Origin of the sequence: Escherichia albertii (genome assembly GCF_028622335.1) — a bacterium.
Classification (GTDB): domain Bacteria; phylum Pseudomonadota; class Gammaproteobacteria; order Enterobacterales; family Enterobacteriaceae; genus Escherichia; species Escherichia albertii.
The window spans coordinates 3601086-3615998 of sequence record NZ_CP117568.1; the positions used below are offsets into that span (position 1 = coordinate 3601086).

At 45.9% G+C, this 14913-nt stretch carries 14 protein-coding genes, 1 tRNA gene and 1 pseudogene; 10 read left to right on the plus strand and 6 right to left on the minus strand.

What is annotated here, in order from left to right:
* Positions 1-102: 102 nt before the first annotated feature.
* The 3 genes from ytgA to lptG all read left to right on the plus strand — a co-directional run bounded on the left by ytgA (position 103) and on the right by lptG (position 2398).
* On the plus strand, positions 103-153 hold the full coding sequence (ytgA, locus tag PS053_RS17495) for a protein YtgA (protein WP_211180521.1): 51 nt from the start codon (positions 103-105) through the stop codon (positions 151-153).
* Between the two features lie 62 nt (positions 154-215).
* Positions 216-1316 (plus strand): LPS export ABC transporter permease LptF, encoded by a 1101-nt coding sequence (gene lptF, locus PS053_RS17500; RefSeq protein ID WP_000584126.1) that lies wholly within the window; start codon positions 216-218, stop codon positions 1314-1316.
* Positions 1316-2398 carry an LPS export ABC transporter permease LptG gene (gene lptG, locus PS053_RS17505; RefSeq protein WP_001340730.1) on the plus strand — a complete coding sequence of 361 codons (1083 nt, stop codon included), beginning with the start codon at positions 1316-1318 and terminating at the stop codon, positions 2396-2398. Before lptF ends, lptG begins: the two co-directional genes overlap by 1 nt.
* 188 nt (positions 2399-2586) lie before the next feature.
* Here the strand turns inward: lptG and PS053_RS17510 are convergent, their stop codons facing one another.
* Together PS053_RS17510 and ahr are read right to left on the minus strand one after the other, a co-directional pair.
* On the minus strand, positions 2587-4089 hold the full coding sequence (locus tag PS053_RS17510; RefSeq protein ID WP_256878730.1) for a helicase HerA-like C-terminal domain-containing protein: 1503 nt from the start codon (positions 4087-4089) through the stop codon (positions 2587-2589).
* A gap of 129 nt (positions 4090-4218) precedes the next feature.
* Complete coding sequence (gene ahr, locus PS053_RS17515) at positions 4219-5238, minus strand: NADPH-dependent aldehyde reductase Ahr (RefSeq protein WP_044711930.1); 1020 nt, start codon at positions 5236-5238, stop codon at positions 4219-4221.
* Between the two features lie 195 nt (positions 5239-5433).
* Between ahr and PS053_RS17520 the strand changes: the two genes are divergently transcribed.
* From PS053_RS17520 to PS053_RS17530, 3 genes are all read left to right on the plus strand, one after another.
* A tRNA-Leu gene (locus tag PS053_RS17520) sits at positions 5434-5518 on the plus strand.
* A 200-nt stretch (positions 5519-5718) separates the two neighbouring features.
* On the plus strand, positions 5719-6975 hold the full coding sequence (locus PS053_RS17525) for a tyrosine-type recombinase/integrase (protein WP_256878729.1): 1257 nt from the start codon (positions 5719-5721) through the stop codon (positions 6973-6975).
* A 139-nt stretch (positions 6976-7114) separates the two neighbouring features.
* Complete coding sequence (locus PS053_RS17530) at positions 7115-8239, plus strand: DNA cytosine methyltransferase (RefSeq protein WP_059217852.1); 1125 nt, start codon at positions 7115-7117, stop codon at positions 8237-8239.
* Here the strand turns inward: PS053_RS17530 and PS053_RS17535 are convergent.
* Positions 8196-9131, minus strand: coding sequence for a type II site-specific deoxyribonuclease (locus PS053_RS17535; protein ID WP_256878728.1), 936 nt, complete (start codon positions 9129-9131; stop codon positions 8196-8198). The two genes, PS053_RS17530 and PS053_RS17535, sit on opposite strands and share 44 nt — an antisense overlap.
* A 432-nt stretch (positions 9132-9563) precedes the next feature.
* Between PS053_RS17535 and PS053_RS17540 the strand changes: the two genes are divergently transcribed.
* The gene (locus PS053_RS17540) at positions 9564-9854 is read left to right on the plus strand and encodes a complement resistance protein TraT (protein ID WP_256878727.1); all 291 of its coding nucleotides are present in this window, start codon (positions 9564-9566) and stop codon (positions 9852-9854) included.
* 378 nt (positions 9855-10232) lie between these two features.
* A complete protein-coding gene (locus tag PS053_RS17545; RefSeq protein ID WP_233929136.1) occupies positions 10233-11027 on the plus strand; it encodes a hypothetical protein in 795 nt (264 codons plus the stop codon).
* Positions 11028-11095: 68 nt separating this feature from the next.
* Here PS053_RS17545 and PS053_RS23235 read toward each other — a convergent pair whose 3' ends face one another.
* The 3 genes and pseudogenes from PS053_RS23235 to PS053_RS17555 form a co-directional block, all read right to left on the minus strand.
* Positions 11096-11233 (minus strand): putative zinc ribbon protein, encoded by a 138-nt coding sequence (locus PS053_RS23235; RefSeq protein ID WP_439709143.1) that lies wholly within the window; start codon positions 11231-11233, stop codon positions 11096-11098.
* Positions 11234-11344: 111 nt separating this feature from the next.
* A pseudogene (locus PS053_RS17550) lies at positions 11345-11564 on the minus strand (helix-turn-helix transcriptional regulator).
* A 117-nt stretch (positions 11565-11681) separates the two neighbouring features.
* Positions 11682-12296, minus strand: coding sequence for an inovirus Gp2 family protein (locus PS053_RS17555; RefSeq protein WP_256878726.1), 615 nt, complete (start codon positions 12294-12296; stop codon positions 11682-11684).
* Between the two features lie 591 nt (positions 12297-12887).
* On the opposite strand from PS053_RS17555, the gene PS053_RS17560 reads away from it, so the two are divergent.
* Together PS053_RS17560 and PS053_RS17565 are read left to right on the plus strand one after the other, a co-directional pair.
* The gene (locus PS053_RS17560) at positions 12888-13841 is read left to right on the plus strand and encodes a hypothetical protein (RefSeq protein WP_256878725.1); all 954 of its coding nucleotides are present in this window, start codon (positions 12888-12890) and stop codon (positions 13839-13841) included.
* Positions 13842-14077: 236 nt separating this feature from the next.
* Positions 14078-14896: a DUF932 domain-containing protein gene (locus PS053_RS17565; protein ID WP_256878724.1), complete on the plus strand. Its 819-nt coding sequence runs from the start codon at positions 14078-14080 to the stop codon at positions 14894-14896.
* Positions 14897-14913 lie beyond the last annotated feature (17 nt).

Sequence of the window (14913 nt, forward strand, 5' to 3'; positions counted from 1 at the left end):
GCAAGCTTTCGTAACTCATGTCCGCTGTTGCGATGACTTCGTGTTAATCTTAACGTTATTACGGCATTGGCACGTCAGAACAAAATCTGAGAGGTGATTCCGTTGAGTATAATTATCTTAGCGACGATTTCGACGACTCAAGAGAATAAATGACGTTTAAGCCATGAAACAAGCTAAAATCCTGCAAAAGACGAGTTTTTACGGGCGTATTTAAAGTGATAATCATAAGATATCTGGTACGGGAGACGCTCAAAAGCCAGCTGGCGATACTCTTCATCTTGCTTTTGATCTTCTTCTGTCAAAAGTTAGTGAGGATCCTCGGCGCAGCGGTTGACGGCGATATTCCAGCGAATCTGGTGCTCTCCCTTCTCGGACTGGGCGTGCCGGAAATGGCGCAGCTTATCCTGCCACTAAGCCTGTTTCTCGGGCTATTGATGACGTTGGGCAAACTGTATACCGAAAGTGAAATTACGGTAATGCATGCCTGCGGCCTAAGCAAAGCGGTTCTGGTGAAAGCGGCGATGATCCTCGCAGTGTTCACAGCGATTGTTGCGGCGGTTAACGTTATGTGGGCCGGGCCGTGGTCATCGCGCCATCAGGACGAAGTTCTGGCGGAGGCGAAAGCTAACCCGGGTATGGCGGCGCTGGCGCAAGGGCAATTCCAGCAGGCGACTAACGGTAGTTCGGTACTGTTTATTGAAAGCGTTGACGGTAGCAATTTCAAAGATGTGTTCCTCGCGCAAATTCGCCCAAAAGGCAATGCACGCCCTTCTGTGGTAGTGGCAGATTCCGGGCATTTAACCCAACTGCGCGATGGTTCCCAGGTCGTTACCCTCAATCAGGGAACCCGTTTCGAAGGAACCGCGCTACTGCGTGATTTCCGCATTACGGACTTTCAGGATTATCAGGCAATCATTGGCCACCAGGCGGTGGCGCTGGATCCAAACGATACCGACCAGATGGACATGCGCACGCTGTGGAACACCGATACTACGCGTGCTCGCGCGGAGCTGAACTGGCGCATCACGTTGATATTTACTGTATTTATGATGGCGCTGATGGTTGTGCCGCTGAGTGTGGTTAATCCGCGTCAGGGGCGTGTCCTGTCAATGCTGCCAGCGATGTTGCTGTATCTGCTGTTCTTCCTGATCCAAACGTCTCTGAAATCTAACGGCGGCAAGGGCAAGCTGGACCCGACGCTGTGGATGTGGACCGTTAACCTGATTTATCTGGCGCTGGCGATTGTTCTGAACCTTTGGGATACGGTGCCGGTCCGCCGTCTGCGCGCCAGTTTTTCGCGTAAAGGAGCGGTGTGATGCAAGCTTTTGGCGTACTTGACCGCTATATCGGTAAAACCATTTTCACCACCATCATGATGACGCTGTTCATGCTGGTGTCGCTCTCCGGCATTATCAAGTTTGTCGATCAGTTGAAAAAAGCCGGGCAGGGGAGCTACGACGCATTAGGCGCCGGGATGTATACCCTGCTTAGCGTGCCGAAAGATGTACAAATCTTCTTTCCGATGGCGGCTTTGCTAGGCGCGTTGCTCGGGTTGGGGATGTTGGCTCAACGTAGTGAACTGGTGGTGATGCAGGCTTCTGGTTTTACTCGTATGCAGGTGGCGCTGTCGGTAATGAAAACCGCTATTCCACTGGTATTGCTGACGATGGCGATGGGTGAGTGGATCGCGCCGCAGGGTGAACAGATGGCGCGTAATTACCGTGCGCAGGCAATGTACGGCGGCTCGTTGCTCTCTACTCAGCAAGGTTTATGGGCGAAAGATGGCAACAATTTTGTTTATATCGAGCGGGTAAAAGGCGATGAAGAGTTAGGCGGTATCAGTATTTATGCCTTTAACGAAAATCGTCGTTTGCAATCAGTACGCTATGCTGCCTCTGCGAAGTTTGATCCCGAGCATAAAGTCTGGCGCCTGTCGCAGGTTGATGAATCTGATCTGACTAATCCAAAACAGATAACTGGTTCACAGACTGTGAGCGGCACCTGGAAAACTAATCTCACGCCAGACAAACTGGGCGTGGTGGCTCTGGACCCGGATGCGCTCTCTATCAGCGGTTTGCACAACTATGTGAAGTATCTGAAATCTAGCGGCCAGGACGCCGGGCGTTATCAGCTCAACATGTGGAGCAAAATATTCCAGCCGCTTTCTGTGGCGGTGATGATGCTGATGGCGCTGTCGTTCATTTTCGGCCCACTGCGTAGCGTACCGATGGGGGTGCGTGTGGTCACCGGTATCAGCTTTGGCTTCGTGTTCTACGTACTGGACCAGATCTTTGGCCCACTAACGCTGGTTTACGGTATTCCGCCGATCATTGGCGCATTGCTGCCAAGTGCCAGCTTCTTCGTAATCAGCCTGTGGCTGTTAATGAGAAAATCGTAAACGGATGACCGAATAAAGGGAGCGAAAGCTCCCTTTATTATTGTTAGCAAAGTGCGATTTGTTCATGCCGAATGCGGCGTGAACGCCTTGTCCAGTTCACAAAAACATGCAAATTTAATATATTGCAGTGGCGTCGGCCTGATAAGAGGCGTCAGCGTCGCATCAGGCAAAGACAAAACGCACCTGGCTTACTTTTTTCTCCCCCCGAGCAAACTCCCCAGCACACCGCGCACAATCTGATTTGTCACCTGGCGGGCGGCGCTTTTTGCCATCGTTTGTACCACACCGTCTTTCTTCCCGCCGCGCGGCCCGGTCGTGCCAAATAAAATATCTTTTAATCCACTAAGAATACCGTTATCCACTGCCATTTCTTTCCCTTTGGCAGGAGGATTATTTTGCTGCCCGGTATTCGCCTGCACGCCTTTTTGCAGCATCTCATACGCGGATTCCCGATCCACGCCATCTTCATACTTGCCATACACCGGAGAGTGGTTAATCAGGTCATTTCGCTCATCTTCCGTCACTGGTCCCATCCGCGAACATGGCGCAATCACCATCGCCCGCTCTACCACCGACGGACTTCCTTTTGCATCCAGAAGCGAGATTAATGCCTCGCCGGTCCCCAGCTCCTGAATCGCCTTTTCGGTATCAAATGCCGGATTGGCACGCATTGTTTGCGCCGCCGCTTTCACTGCTTTTTGATCTTTCGGCGTAAAAGCGCGAAGGGCGTGCTGAACACGGTTTCCCAACTGCCCAAGTACATTATCAGGAATATCGGACGGATTTTGCGAGATGAACCAGACGCCTACGCCTTTCGAGCGGATAAGTCGTATCACTTGCTCAATCTTATCCAGCAGCACCTGCGGAGCATCGTTAAACAGCAGGTGTGCTTCATCGAAGAAAAACACCAGTTTCGGTTTCTCCAGATCGCCCGCTTCCGGTAGTTGCTCATACAACTCCGAGAGCGTCCATAGCAGACTGGTGGCGTACAGTTTCGGCATCTGATAAAGCTTTTCTGCGCTGAGGATATTGATGACCCCTTTTCCGTTGGCATCGGTACGTATCCAGTCTTTGATGTCCAGCATCGGCTCGCCAAAGAAGTGCGCGGCGCCTTGCTGTTCCAGCGACAGCAGCCCGCGCTGGATTGCGCCAATCGATGCGCTACTGATATTCCCATACTGATTCTGGAAGGATTTGGCGTTATCGCCGATGTACTGAGTAATTGCCCGCAGATCTTTAAAGTCGAGCAGCAACAATCCCTGATCGTCGGCAATGCGGAAGATAATATTCAGCACGCCGGATTGCACATCGTTGAGATTTAACAGCCGCGCCAGCAATAGCGGCCCCAGATCCGAGACCGTCGCGCGTACCGGATGGCCTTTCTCGCCAAAGATATCCCACACCACCACCGGATTGGCATGCGGTTGCCAGTTATTGACGCCGATATTTTTCAGCCTTGCGAGCAGTTTTTCCGAAGATGTACCTTCCTCCGCTACTCCCGTTAAATCACCTTTCACATCGGCCATAAACACCGGAACGCCGATTTCCGACAGTGACTCCGCCAGTTTTTGCAGCGTAACGGTTTTGCCCGTCCCCGTTGCGCCAGTAATCAGCCCGTGACGGTTAGCCATTCCCGGCAGTAAAAACAGTTCTGTGTCCGGCGTGCGGGCAATTAACAGGGGTTCGCTCATGAGATTTCCTCCAGTTTCCTGCCTGGAGTATAGGCAACGGCTGTGCACTCTTCACCGGTAAATTCAGCAGATTGCGAGACGCCTTCCAAAGAGATTTTATCGCCGGGCGGCAGACACCCGGCAAAGGGATTAGAAGTCGGCTTTCAACACCACCCGATAACGTGCCTTACCGTCGCGTACATGCTGTATGGCATCGTTAATTTTTGACATCGGGAACAGTTCGATAGTTGGCGCAACCTTACTGCGGGCGGCGAAGCGCATCAGCTTACGCAGTTCGTAAGGCGTGCCGGTAGCTGAACCAGAGACACTGCGATCGCCTACAATCAATGTAAAGGCCGGAACAGACAGCGGCGTCAGCACCGCACCGACCGTGTGAAAATTGCCGCCATAGGTCAGCGCCTCAAAATAAGGCTGCCAGTCGAGGCTAACATTGACGGTGTTGATAATGAGATCGAACTGACCCGCCAGAGCTTTCAGTGCCTGAGGATCGCGGCTGTTCACTACTTTATCAGCGCCCATTGCCAGCACTTCCTGCTCTTTTGCTGGGTTTGAACTAAAGGCGGTCACCTCACATCCCATCGCGTGCAAAAGCTTAATGGCGATATGCCCCAGCCCGCCAATGCCAATCACCCCGACGCGGCTGGTGGCGGTAATATGGTGCATTAACAGCGGTTTAAAGACCGTGATGCCACCGCACAACAGCGGCCCGGCTGACTCGATATCGATATTTTCCGGCAGCGGAATCACCCATTGCCAGTCCGCACGCAACTTCTCGGCAAAGCCGCCGTGATTCATAATCGTCGGCACCACGCCTTGCTCGCAGTTGATCTGATTGCCGCTAATACAGGCATCACAGTGACCACAGCTACGTGCCGTCCAGCCAATCCCGACTCGCTGACCAATCTGCAAGCCTTTATTTTGCGCGGCGCTACCTAATGCAACCACGCGCCCAATCACCTCATGCCCGGCAACCAACGGGTATTGTGAAAATCCCCATTCGTTATCGATCATCGACAGATCGGAATGGCAAATCCCGCAGTAATCCACCTGCACTTCGACATCTTGTGGCTTCAGTTCACCGGGATCGTATTCATAAACTTCCAGTTCGCCGCCAGCCTCTTTTGCGGCATAGCTTTTTATCATCGACATGGTTTTGTCCTTCTCTGGTGTTGTCTGGGAAGTGTAGAGTATGGTCGGGCGGGGCGCCTGGAGTGTGATAAAGATTACACATCGCCGAAGACAATGCTGAAATTTTCAGCACTTAGCAAGGCAGATGCAAGCTGGCGCTTGCATGGTGGCGCGTGACAGGTATAATTCACAGCGTTTTCCGCATACCTCTTCAGTGCCGAAGTGGCGAAATCGGTAGACGCAGTTGATTCAAAATCAACCGTAGAAATACGTGCCGGTTCGAGTCCGGCCTTCGGCACCAAAAGTATGTAAATAGACCTCAACTGAGGTCTTTTTTTATGCCTGAAATCCGCGCCACACAAGGCTTTTCCAGCTTTTCTCCTCAACTGAAGTCAACCTGACTCAACCCACATCAACAGGCTTGTGAGTATACTAATGAGTATATTTGCCGATTCGATATTGCTTGTATACTCACGAGATATCAATGGAAGGAAGACCATTATGGCCCTAACGGATACTAAAGTTCGTTCTGCGAAACCTGAGGAGAAAGAGTATTCACTTGTTGACGGCGACGGCATGTCCTTACTTGTAAAACCTGGCGGTTCAAAGTATTGGCGATTTCGTTTCCGTTTTGGCGGTAAACAACATTTGATGGCGTTCGGCGTTTACCCGGATGTTTCGCTGGCAGATGCCAGGAAGAAAAGGGAAGAGGCCAGAAAGCTGGTAGCTGCTGGTATCGATCCTCGTGAGCATAAGCGTGCTGTGAAAGAAGAGCAGGCGAAAGAGATTATTACTTTCGAGAAGGTTGCCAGAGAGTGGCTCGTAACCAACCAAAAATGGTCGGAAGATCATGCTAATCGTGTAAAAAAGAGCCTGGAGGACAATATCTTCCCGGCAATTGGTGCTCGCGATATTGCTGAACTGGGTACCCGCGATCTGTTAATTCCTATTAAAGCCGTAGAGACATCTGGACGTCTTGAGGTGGCTTCACGCCTTCAACAGCGCACCACGGCTATCATGCGCTATGCAGTGCAAAGCGGGTTAATAGATTACAACCCGGCGCAAGAGATGGCGGGGGCGGTAGCTTCCAGTAATCGGCAGCATCGTCCGGCGCTGGAGTTAAAGCGTATCCCGGAGTTACTTCAGAAAATCGATGAATACACCGGCAGGCCACTAACCCGTTGGGCAACCGAACTTACTCTGCTTATCTTTATTCGCTCCAGTGAGCTGCGTTTTGCTCGCTGGTCAGAAATCGATTTTGAAACGTCAATGTGGACTATCCCGCCTGAGCGAGAACCGATTCCCGGTGTGAAACATTCTCAGCGAGGATCAAAGATGCGCACACCTCATCTGGTGCCGCTTTCAAAGCAGGCGCTAGCGATCCTGAAACAGATAAAACAGTTCTGTGGCGAACATGAGCTGATTTTTATTGGCGATCACGATCCGCGTAAGCCCATGAGTGAAAACACCGTAAATAGTGCGCTACGGGTGATGGGATATGACACTAAAGTTGAGGTTTGCGGTCACGGCTTCCGCACAATGGCTTGTAGTTCGTTGATTGAGTCAGGGCTATGGTCGAAGGATGCGGTGGAAAGGCAGATGAGCCATATGGAACGCAATTCGGTGAGGGCGGCGTATATCCATAAAGCGGAACATCTTGACGAACGCAAGCTGATGTTGCAGTGGTGGGCGGATTTTTTGGATGCAAATCGAAATAAATTACATAGCCCATTTGAGTATGGAAAGAATGGATATTAAAATTGATACATTCATATTAATTAGGTGTTTCACTCGTTTTTATTGAGCTAATGTTTGTTTTTTGACTTGATTATTTTTATGGTTTTGCTTGATAAATAACATTATAATAGAAAGATTAGTGATCGTTAAGTGAGTTTATATGAGTGATCGTGATAGTGTTCAAAAACTTACATGTATTGAGGGGTTCTGTGGCGCGGGAGGAATGTCCCTTGGGCTTAAGCAGGCCGGTTTTGATATCAAATTAGCATTTGATATCAATGAGGATGCTGTAAAAACGTATAATAATAATCTTGGAGAACATTGCCTTCAATTAGATGCCTCTACTATTAGCGGTAAGTTTCTCTTAGAAAAAGCTGGGATAACTTCTAGGTTAGACCTTTTTAGTGGCGGACCTCCATGTCAGGGATTTTCTAAACAAAGAAAAGGTGCTCATCTATTAAATGATGAAAGAAATAAGTTAGTCCTTGAATATTCTAGGCTGGTGAATGAATTAAATCCAAGAGCTTTTTTGTTTGAAAATGTCGAGATTTTTGGACAGAAAAGAGGTCGGGACTTAATTGATGAGATAAAAGAAAGGTTATTTAGATATAATATATTTACCTTTTTTATTTGTTCCTCAGATTTTGGTGTTGCCCAGAAAAGAGGGCGTTTTATTATGATCGGAATAGATAAATCTGAGAATAGTGACTATCCAAAGCTCGAAAGAACAGACAGCGTGCTTACTATTAAAGATGTTATTGGCAATCTTCCTCCACCTCCTGAAGATTATACTGAGCATAGTGAGATACCTAATCATATTAAGTGTAAAATAACAAAACTTAATGAAGAAAGGTTTTCTCATGTTCCTCCAGGCGGTGGATGGAAAGATATTCCACATCATTTGAGGCTAAAATGTCATCAAAATGTCGATACCAACTCTGGGGGATGGCCTGATGTATACGGGCGGCTTGAGTGGGATAAACAATGTCCAACAATTACCGCAGGATTTGATAGTTTCACTAGAGGTAGATATGGGCATCCATCTCAAAATAGAGCCATAACTCTTAGAGAGGGGGCTATGTTGCAAGGATTCCCCATCGACTACCGGTTTTACGGTAAGAGGGATGCTATAAGATTGCAAATTGGGAATGCTGTTCCGCCTCCAGTAGCTAAAGCTGCAGGAACAGCAATTATTAAATGTCTTAATAATCAGAGCACTGAAAACAGTAGTTATCAAAGCCCTATTGAGAACTCTGATGAGGAGCAAATTGAGCTGTTCTCATAAAAAAATTATTTATATCTAACAAAAATTCACCCATTGATTTGACCGGTATAATATCGGTCAAATCAGCTTGTAAATATCTTTCAGGTATATCGCAATAATACATTCCAGCAACATTTGAAAGGTATTTTTGATACAGTCGTATAGTTCCAGGTACACATATATGATTTACTTTTCGATGGGTTTTATCTTGCTGTGTTTCACTAATACATGCTAAGAAAGAATTAAAAATACCATTGCCGAAATATGAATCTAAGATTCGTTGCTGGGCAAATGGTTGAACGATTCTTTCCCTTGTTGTTATTTTCAATGGGATAACAACTCCTCGGTTCACATTTGTGCCACTTTTAATTACTATATCGGTGGAAACACTTGCTGGATCTGTAAGTTCTTCATCAGAGTTTATCTGATCAATCAGTGGAATATGTTTTGAGAAAATTTCATTAGGGAGCATTACTTTCAAGAGAGCCGCGATATAAATTTCAAAAACTGTGCCTGGTGTTTTTCTGCTACCTTTCTTCCACAAATCGAAAGCACAAGCTATTGACATAATTGAAGTATATATAACTTTATTTGCTAAATTTGATTTATCTGAGTCCCAGTTAGTGTTAATGTTTTTTAAATCTATAAGCACATTATTGCTTGATTTCTTATAATTATTTATGTCTCTGATATATAAATCATCTCGGATGGGTCTAGAAATCTCATTATTGCCAAAGAAGGCATAGTATCCTATTTCTTCTTTTCCTTTAAATGGGCCGAAATAATCATATTTTGCATTCTCCTTTAAAAGGAACATTGAATGTTCAATTAATTCTAATGTTGCTGGAAGGTGATCAAGATTTCGATTATAAAGCTTAGATGCACGACTAACTAGTTCCCTTAATTTATCCACTTCAGACACCCCATTAATTTTTCGCAAAGATATATCATATCAATCTCTTGTTTTTAGAACAGTGCATTATACAAAAGTTTTCCAATTGGTGCAGTCTAAATGCCTCTGATCCGCTGAGTAAATTTAGAATTGTTGTCTGCTACCTACAAGTGTCTATCACAACTAGACCAGAGATATAAGATCATCTGGTGTTATCAGCCTTCAGAGATTTTTATTCGGTGGTATAACGCAGGACATCGTCACTGCGGTATCGGCTACATAACGCCGGAGCAGTGGCATAAGGGCGACGACCTCGTTGGCTCTTGCCGGCATGTAGTGCATACAAATGCTAGAAAAAACCTTTAAGTTCAATGGGGTTGGTTATCTACTCTCTACAAAGCAACGTTTGAAGTTTTTTGCTTTTTAACAAACTGAAATCAGGAGAATTATAAAATGACTACGATATGCCCGCAATGTGGTTCTGACCGCGTAAGTGAACGTCATATAGGCAGGAAAACAGGAAGTATTGCCGGGGGCGTGGCTGGTGCTCTCAGTGGTGCTGGAATGGGGGCTGCGATTGGCTCTGCTGTGCCAGTGGTGGGAACAACGACAGGCGCGGTTATTGGTGCATTGCTGGGGCGGTTTGTCGCAGGGACAACGGCCGGAGCTGTTACAGGTTCAGCTGTGGATGGCGTACTGTTTGATCGGTATGAATGTCGGAACTGCGAACACACATTTGATTGATTACATTGATATTTATTGTTTATCCTTCTTGATCATGTAATCGTTACATCTCTATTTTGTTTGTCTCTCCCTCACTGATTGATCCGTGCCGTCGATCAATTGCCACATAACAATAGATTTCATGAATGAATATTTGTCTATTCATCGTCAATATCAATAGATATAACAGATCAATTCCGCAATTTCGATCGGTATTAACAATTTTACTCCCTTCAACCTTCCTGAAAAGATCACAAAAAATCTGGCCTTCGTCAGGTGACTGACGTTTCACCGCTACCTGACGCGCTTAAGGGATTGCTCGCAGGTGTAAGGATAAATCTATTGAGTGGGCGAGCGCTCTCCGGGACGACCTTTTTAATTAACCAACGGACGACGAATGTGAAAAAACTATCTTCATACTTATTATTAGTTTCGCTATTTGCTACAGCCCCTGTTTATGCAAATGAAAATTATGACCTGAAATGTACGCTGGATAACGGCGACCAAATGACGGTCAGTCATAACAGCAGCACTGTTTATATTGAATTTTTAGGGGCGAAGGGCGATCCCGATGAAGGTGGCTCAGTTATTAAACTGGATATTCCTTCCGGTAGCGCACAACAGACTATTACATCCAACCCGAATGTAGGTACAGCCTCATTTACCCTTCGTGGTACTGATGAGGATATCGATGGTGCTGTTGCTGTCGTATATGAAGAGTATGATGGCGTTCCAAATGCTTATTTCAGTACAATGAATACGATGGGGAATGAAACATCTAATCTCAGTTGTGAACCGGGAACAGTTAAAGCCAGCGTTAATCTGACTAAACAGGGAATTGCAGGAATTAATAAGGCACAAGCACCATCTCAACCCGTTGCTGAACCTGAGCCACAGGCAATCCCCAAAACATCTCCGGTTAAAATAAGTATTGGTCAGCGAGTATCACAATACAGCACAATGAAAACGGTATATAGAACGGTTAATATTATCAGTGTTACAGATAATTTGGTTATTAATCGGGTTATTGTTAATCGCGATCAGTGTTCTGGCAGTGTGGGTAATCCGAGTAAAGCGTTTAAGTTACCTTATGGACGTACAGTGAGTTACAGCTTTACTATCAATTCACAACGCTGTGATGTGGTGGAAGTCATTGTTAAAACAAATCAGGGCGACTGGACACTGAATCCTTAATTAATAGTTAAGGTATTAATTATAGGTAAAGATGCCCGGTAAACAATAGCCGGGCATATATCTCTACTTTAACCAGCAGCAACGCTATTAACTGCGCTACGGCAGAACGGGCAAGACTTTGTTCCGCAATATTGTCGATGGCACTGCGTACAGATCCAGCGCGTGGCTAATCCTGCTGATTTAACAGTCTTTATTTTTTTCATCATTGATTCCTTACCCGATAACAGGCAGCAGCAGCCCTGTCAGGCGTTTCACTGACATAGTGAGTAGTTGGTTAATATTTACGGATAAAACGCGTGGAGAGGGACTCTGGGGCGTTAATGGCGGGATTCTTCAATACGTTCTGTCAGCCAGCGTTTAACTTCAGCTTTCCCGCCAGCGGGAACTACGCCCCAGTTTGACAGGCTTTGGAAACTTGCCTTCACTAATCAGTTTATAAAACCATTTGTCGGTCAGGCCAGTAAACGTGGTAATAAATGCCATCGTCACCAGTTTGTCATTCATCAGGTCAGTATCGGTATTCAGTTGATTGTTCATGACGATTGTCCTTCTGTCTTTACGTTGATAAAAGACAGGAGCAGCAACACTAACCAATTGATTTAAGATGATGTTGCATACTCCGCCATTACAATCACTTCTCCGGTAATAAATTACTTATCCCTGACTACAACCAAAGTTACGTTCACCATCATCGTGGTTTTTGGTGTACTCCTTCGCCAGATAACTGATGTGGTATATGTAGCTGCGGAAAAAGTCCGTATTTGTGCCATTTCTGCGATCCAGTTCATAAGAGACGCCCGGTAAATGAAAGGGGACTTTATTTGCCATATCTCCGGTACGTCTAAGTGCCACAGCCCATGCTCGCGCCACCATTCCCACCAGCAATCCGCGAGGTTGCGCTGAATTCTCCGTATTCAGCATGGTGTTCCTGAATACTTCCCGATTAACCAGCAACAGCATGTGATAATGCTTGTTGCCATTCAGTTCGCCAAATTCTCTTACCCATGCATATCGCAGCTTACAGGGGTAAACACGTTTACCGTCTCTCCTGCGCCGTTGTAAATATGCGGCTATCTGTGCTTTCAGTGAGGCTATAAAACGCGTAATAACCGCTGAATCATACCCATTATGGCTATTATCTACTGGCAGTAATAAATCTACTCTGAAAGCCAGTATTCTGGCGTAATCATCCATCGCATAGCGAGTAATCTCTTCCAGACGTTTCATATAGTGTGCATCAGGCTTGCCATATCGTTCATTTAATTTCATGTTAAGTTCCTTGTGGTTGGTTACATATCCATAAGTGCTGTAGTAACTTTTCACTGAACTATGCCGATCTGGATTACTTTTCCCAGTCTCTGGTGTTATCCCTTTATATGCTGAATCTAATGAATGAGTGATAAACATAATATTAATACCGGCAAGGTTGATTCATAAAAAAGGGTGATAAAAAGAGTGGAAGCCCGGTATTTACAGGTGTTTGTAGTTAGTTATCTGTTCCTGAAGATAAAGAATTTCACTCTTAAGTTATGACCAATACATTGACCCAGGCTATGAATTGGTGTTTATGAATGAGTCTTTCTGACGTCAACTCGTTGTCATGGGAGGTTTAATCCGTGAAGTTAGCAGGGCTACAAGTGGAAAAAATTTAAGACTATCCAGCCGTTTTCTACAGGCGGAATTTGTGAGTATGGTGATAAATAAAAAACTACGTTGATGGTGCTTTATTACTATGGAATAACACGATATTACTACGTATTTTCCACTTTTATTGATTTGTTGCTACGGTTTTACTTCGAAAATACGTCATAATTACGCTATTGATTTCGACTGATTTAATAAGGATGACGAGGTAGAACAATGGTCGTTAATGTACGCTCATCAATAGCAGTGAAGGACATCCGAACCAGCAGGTTCCTTTTCTGTTACATCAGGAAAAACATTCAGGGGGCAAATCAATTTGCGTTTGACGGGAACAATCCAGATACATCTCTTTCAGAACGAATTATTAATACAGCCCTCGAGGCCGGGTATCCCGACCCCATTCAGCGGAGTAATTTTATTCGCTCACTGGAGCTGGCGATAAATACGACGCTTTTGCCGGAGAAATATTTTAGTTGGTTAAAAGAAAATGAAAGAGCGACGTTCTGGCTATGGGGCGTGATGTGTCTTGATTACCGCTGTATGGAGTCAATTAACGAAAAGCTGGGCACAAATTTAAACATTAACTGGTATCAGAAAGCCGGAATAACAGATTCTCCTGCAAGCCATAACGAAAGACACTCAATCATCGTTGCATTACTGGACTATATCAATATTGAGACTAATCAGGCACCGTTGATGAGACAGTGGCTATATGAGAGGCTTGTATTCTGGAGGAAAAGTGAACATCAGAAAATAAAATTACGCTGGCTTACTGAGGATAATAGCGAAGTCTGTACCTGGGCTTATAATTACATTAATAAATTCCAGAAAGAGCACGGCGGTAATACAGGAAACCGTTTAGACCCCGTTCAGATCCCGGAACCACTGAATAGCGTAGAAACCTATCACGCCATTTATGCCATGCTGGATTTATGGTCAGCGGATGATGACATACAGCAGAAAGCGGTAAAGAAAATAAATAAAGCGTTTTACCAAAAAAGCTTCAGACGTAAACTTTCTGAAAAACGGGAACGGGAGTCTATCAGTGATACGCATAAAGAACGTCTGGATTTTCTGGTTAAATTTTACAAGTCAGATAAAATATCCGTTATTGAAAGACTAATAGACGAAAGGGTTCAGGGAATAGAAACAAGATTATCCCGTGGTTGAGGTGTCATTTCAAACTTAAATTCTCCCGGTGATAGTTACCGGGAGAATTCAGATATGTATTATTTCATCACTATATCACGCTCATATATGCACTGCCGGAATGTAATTTAATATCTGCACGCACCTATTATTTTATCCTGTCCATACTACCATCCGTCTTAATCACGCATTAAATTAGCCGCAATTTTTCAGAAGATGCGGTCTGTTTTTTTATATTCTTTATTAAGGAATTTACCATGAAATTAGCCAGCCGCTTTGGTCGCGTAAATCAAATCCGTCGCGATCGCCCATTAACGCATGACGAACTGATGCAGTATGTCCCCAGCGTATTCGGGGAAAATAAGCACGAATCACGCAGCGAACGCTATACCTATATTCCCACCATTACCCTGCTCAATAACCTCCAGCGTGAAGGATTTCAACCTTTCTTTGCCTGCCAGACCCGCGTTCGTGATGTGGGTAAACGTGAGCATACAAAACACATGCTGCGTCTTCGCCGGGAAGACCAGATCAATCGCAACCAGGTGCCGGAAATTATTCTGCTCAACAGCCATGATGGTTCCAGTTCTTATCAGATGCTGCCAGGGCTGTTCCGTTCTGTTTGTTGTAACGGACTGGTCTGCGGCGAGTCGTTTGGTGAAGTACGGGTACCGCATAAAGGCAATGTGGTGGAGAAAGTGATTGAAGGCGCTTATGAAGTCCTCAGTGTTTTTGACCAGGTTGAAGAGAAACGCGATGCCATGCAGTCTCTGATGCAGCCTGCCCCTGCGCAACAGGCGCTGGCAAAGGCGGCGCTGACTTATCGCTTTGGCGAAGAGTACCAGCCGGTGACGGAATCCCAGTTGCTGGCTCCCCGCCGCTGGCAGGATGAATCCGGCGATTTGTGGACGACCTACCAGCGTATTCAGGAGAACCTGATCAAAGGTGGTTTAAACGGGCGCACGGCAAAAGGTGGTCGTACGCACACCCGCGCCATTAAAGGCATCGACGGCGATGTCAGGCTCAACCGCGCCCTGTGGGTGATGGCTGAAAACATGTTGCAACTGGCCTCATAAACAACGCTATTAATAGT

Bases quoted from the DNA above. Each gene is read 5' to 3' on its own strand.
- lptG (WP_001340730.1), top strand. From the start codon at position 1,316: ATGCAAGCTTTTGGCGTACTTGACCGCTATATCGGTAAAACCATTTTC.
- PS053_RS17510 (WP_256878730.1), bottom strand. From the start codon at position 4,089: ATGAGCGAACCCCTGTTAATTGCCCGCACGCCGGACACAGAACTGTTT.
- ahr (WP_044711930.1), bottom strand. From the start codon at position 5,238: ATGTCGATGATAAAAAGCTATGCCGCAAAAGAGGCTGGCGGCGAACTG.
- PS053_RS17525 (WP_256878729.1), top strand. From the start codon at position 5,719: ATGGCCCTAACGGATACTAAAGTTCGTTCTGCGAAACCTGAGGAGAAA.
- PS053_RS17530 (WP_059217852.1), top strand. From the start codon at position 7,115: ATGAGTGATCGTGATAGTGTTCAAAAACTTACATGTATTGAGGGGTTC.
- PS053_RS17540 (WP_256878727.1), top strand. From the start codon at position 9,564: ATGACTACGATATGCCCGCAATGTGGTTCTGACCGCGTAAGTGAACGT.
- PS053_RS23235 (WP_439709143.1), bottom strand. From the start codon at position 11,233: ATGATGAAAAAAATAAAGACTGTTAAATCAGCAGGATTAGCCACGCGC.
- PS053_RS17555 (WP_256878726.1), bottom strand. From the start codon at position 12,296: ATGAAATTAAATGAACGATATGGCAAGCCTGATGCACACTATATGAAA.
- PS053_RS17560 (WP_256878725.1), top strand. From the start codon at position 12,888: ATGGTCGTTAATGTACGCTCATCAATAGCAGTGAAGGACATCCGAACC.
- PS053_RS17565 (WP_256878724.1), top strand. From the start codon at position 14,078: ATGAAATTAGCCAGCCGCTTTGGTCGCGTAAATCAAATCCGTCGCGAT.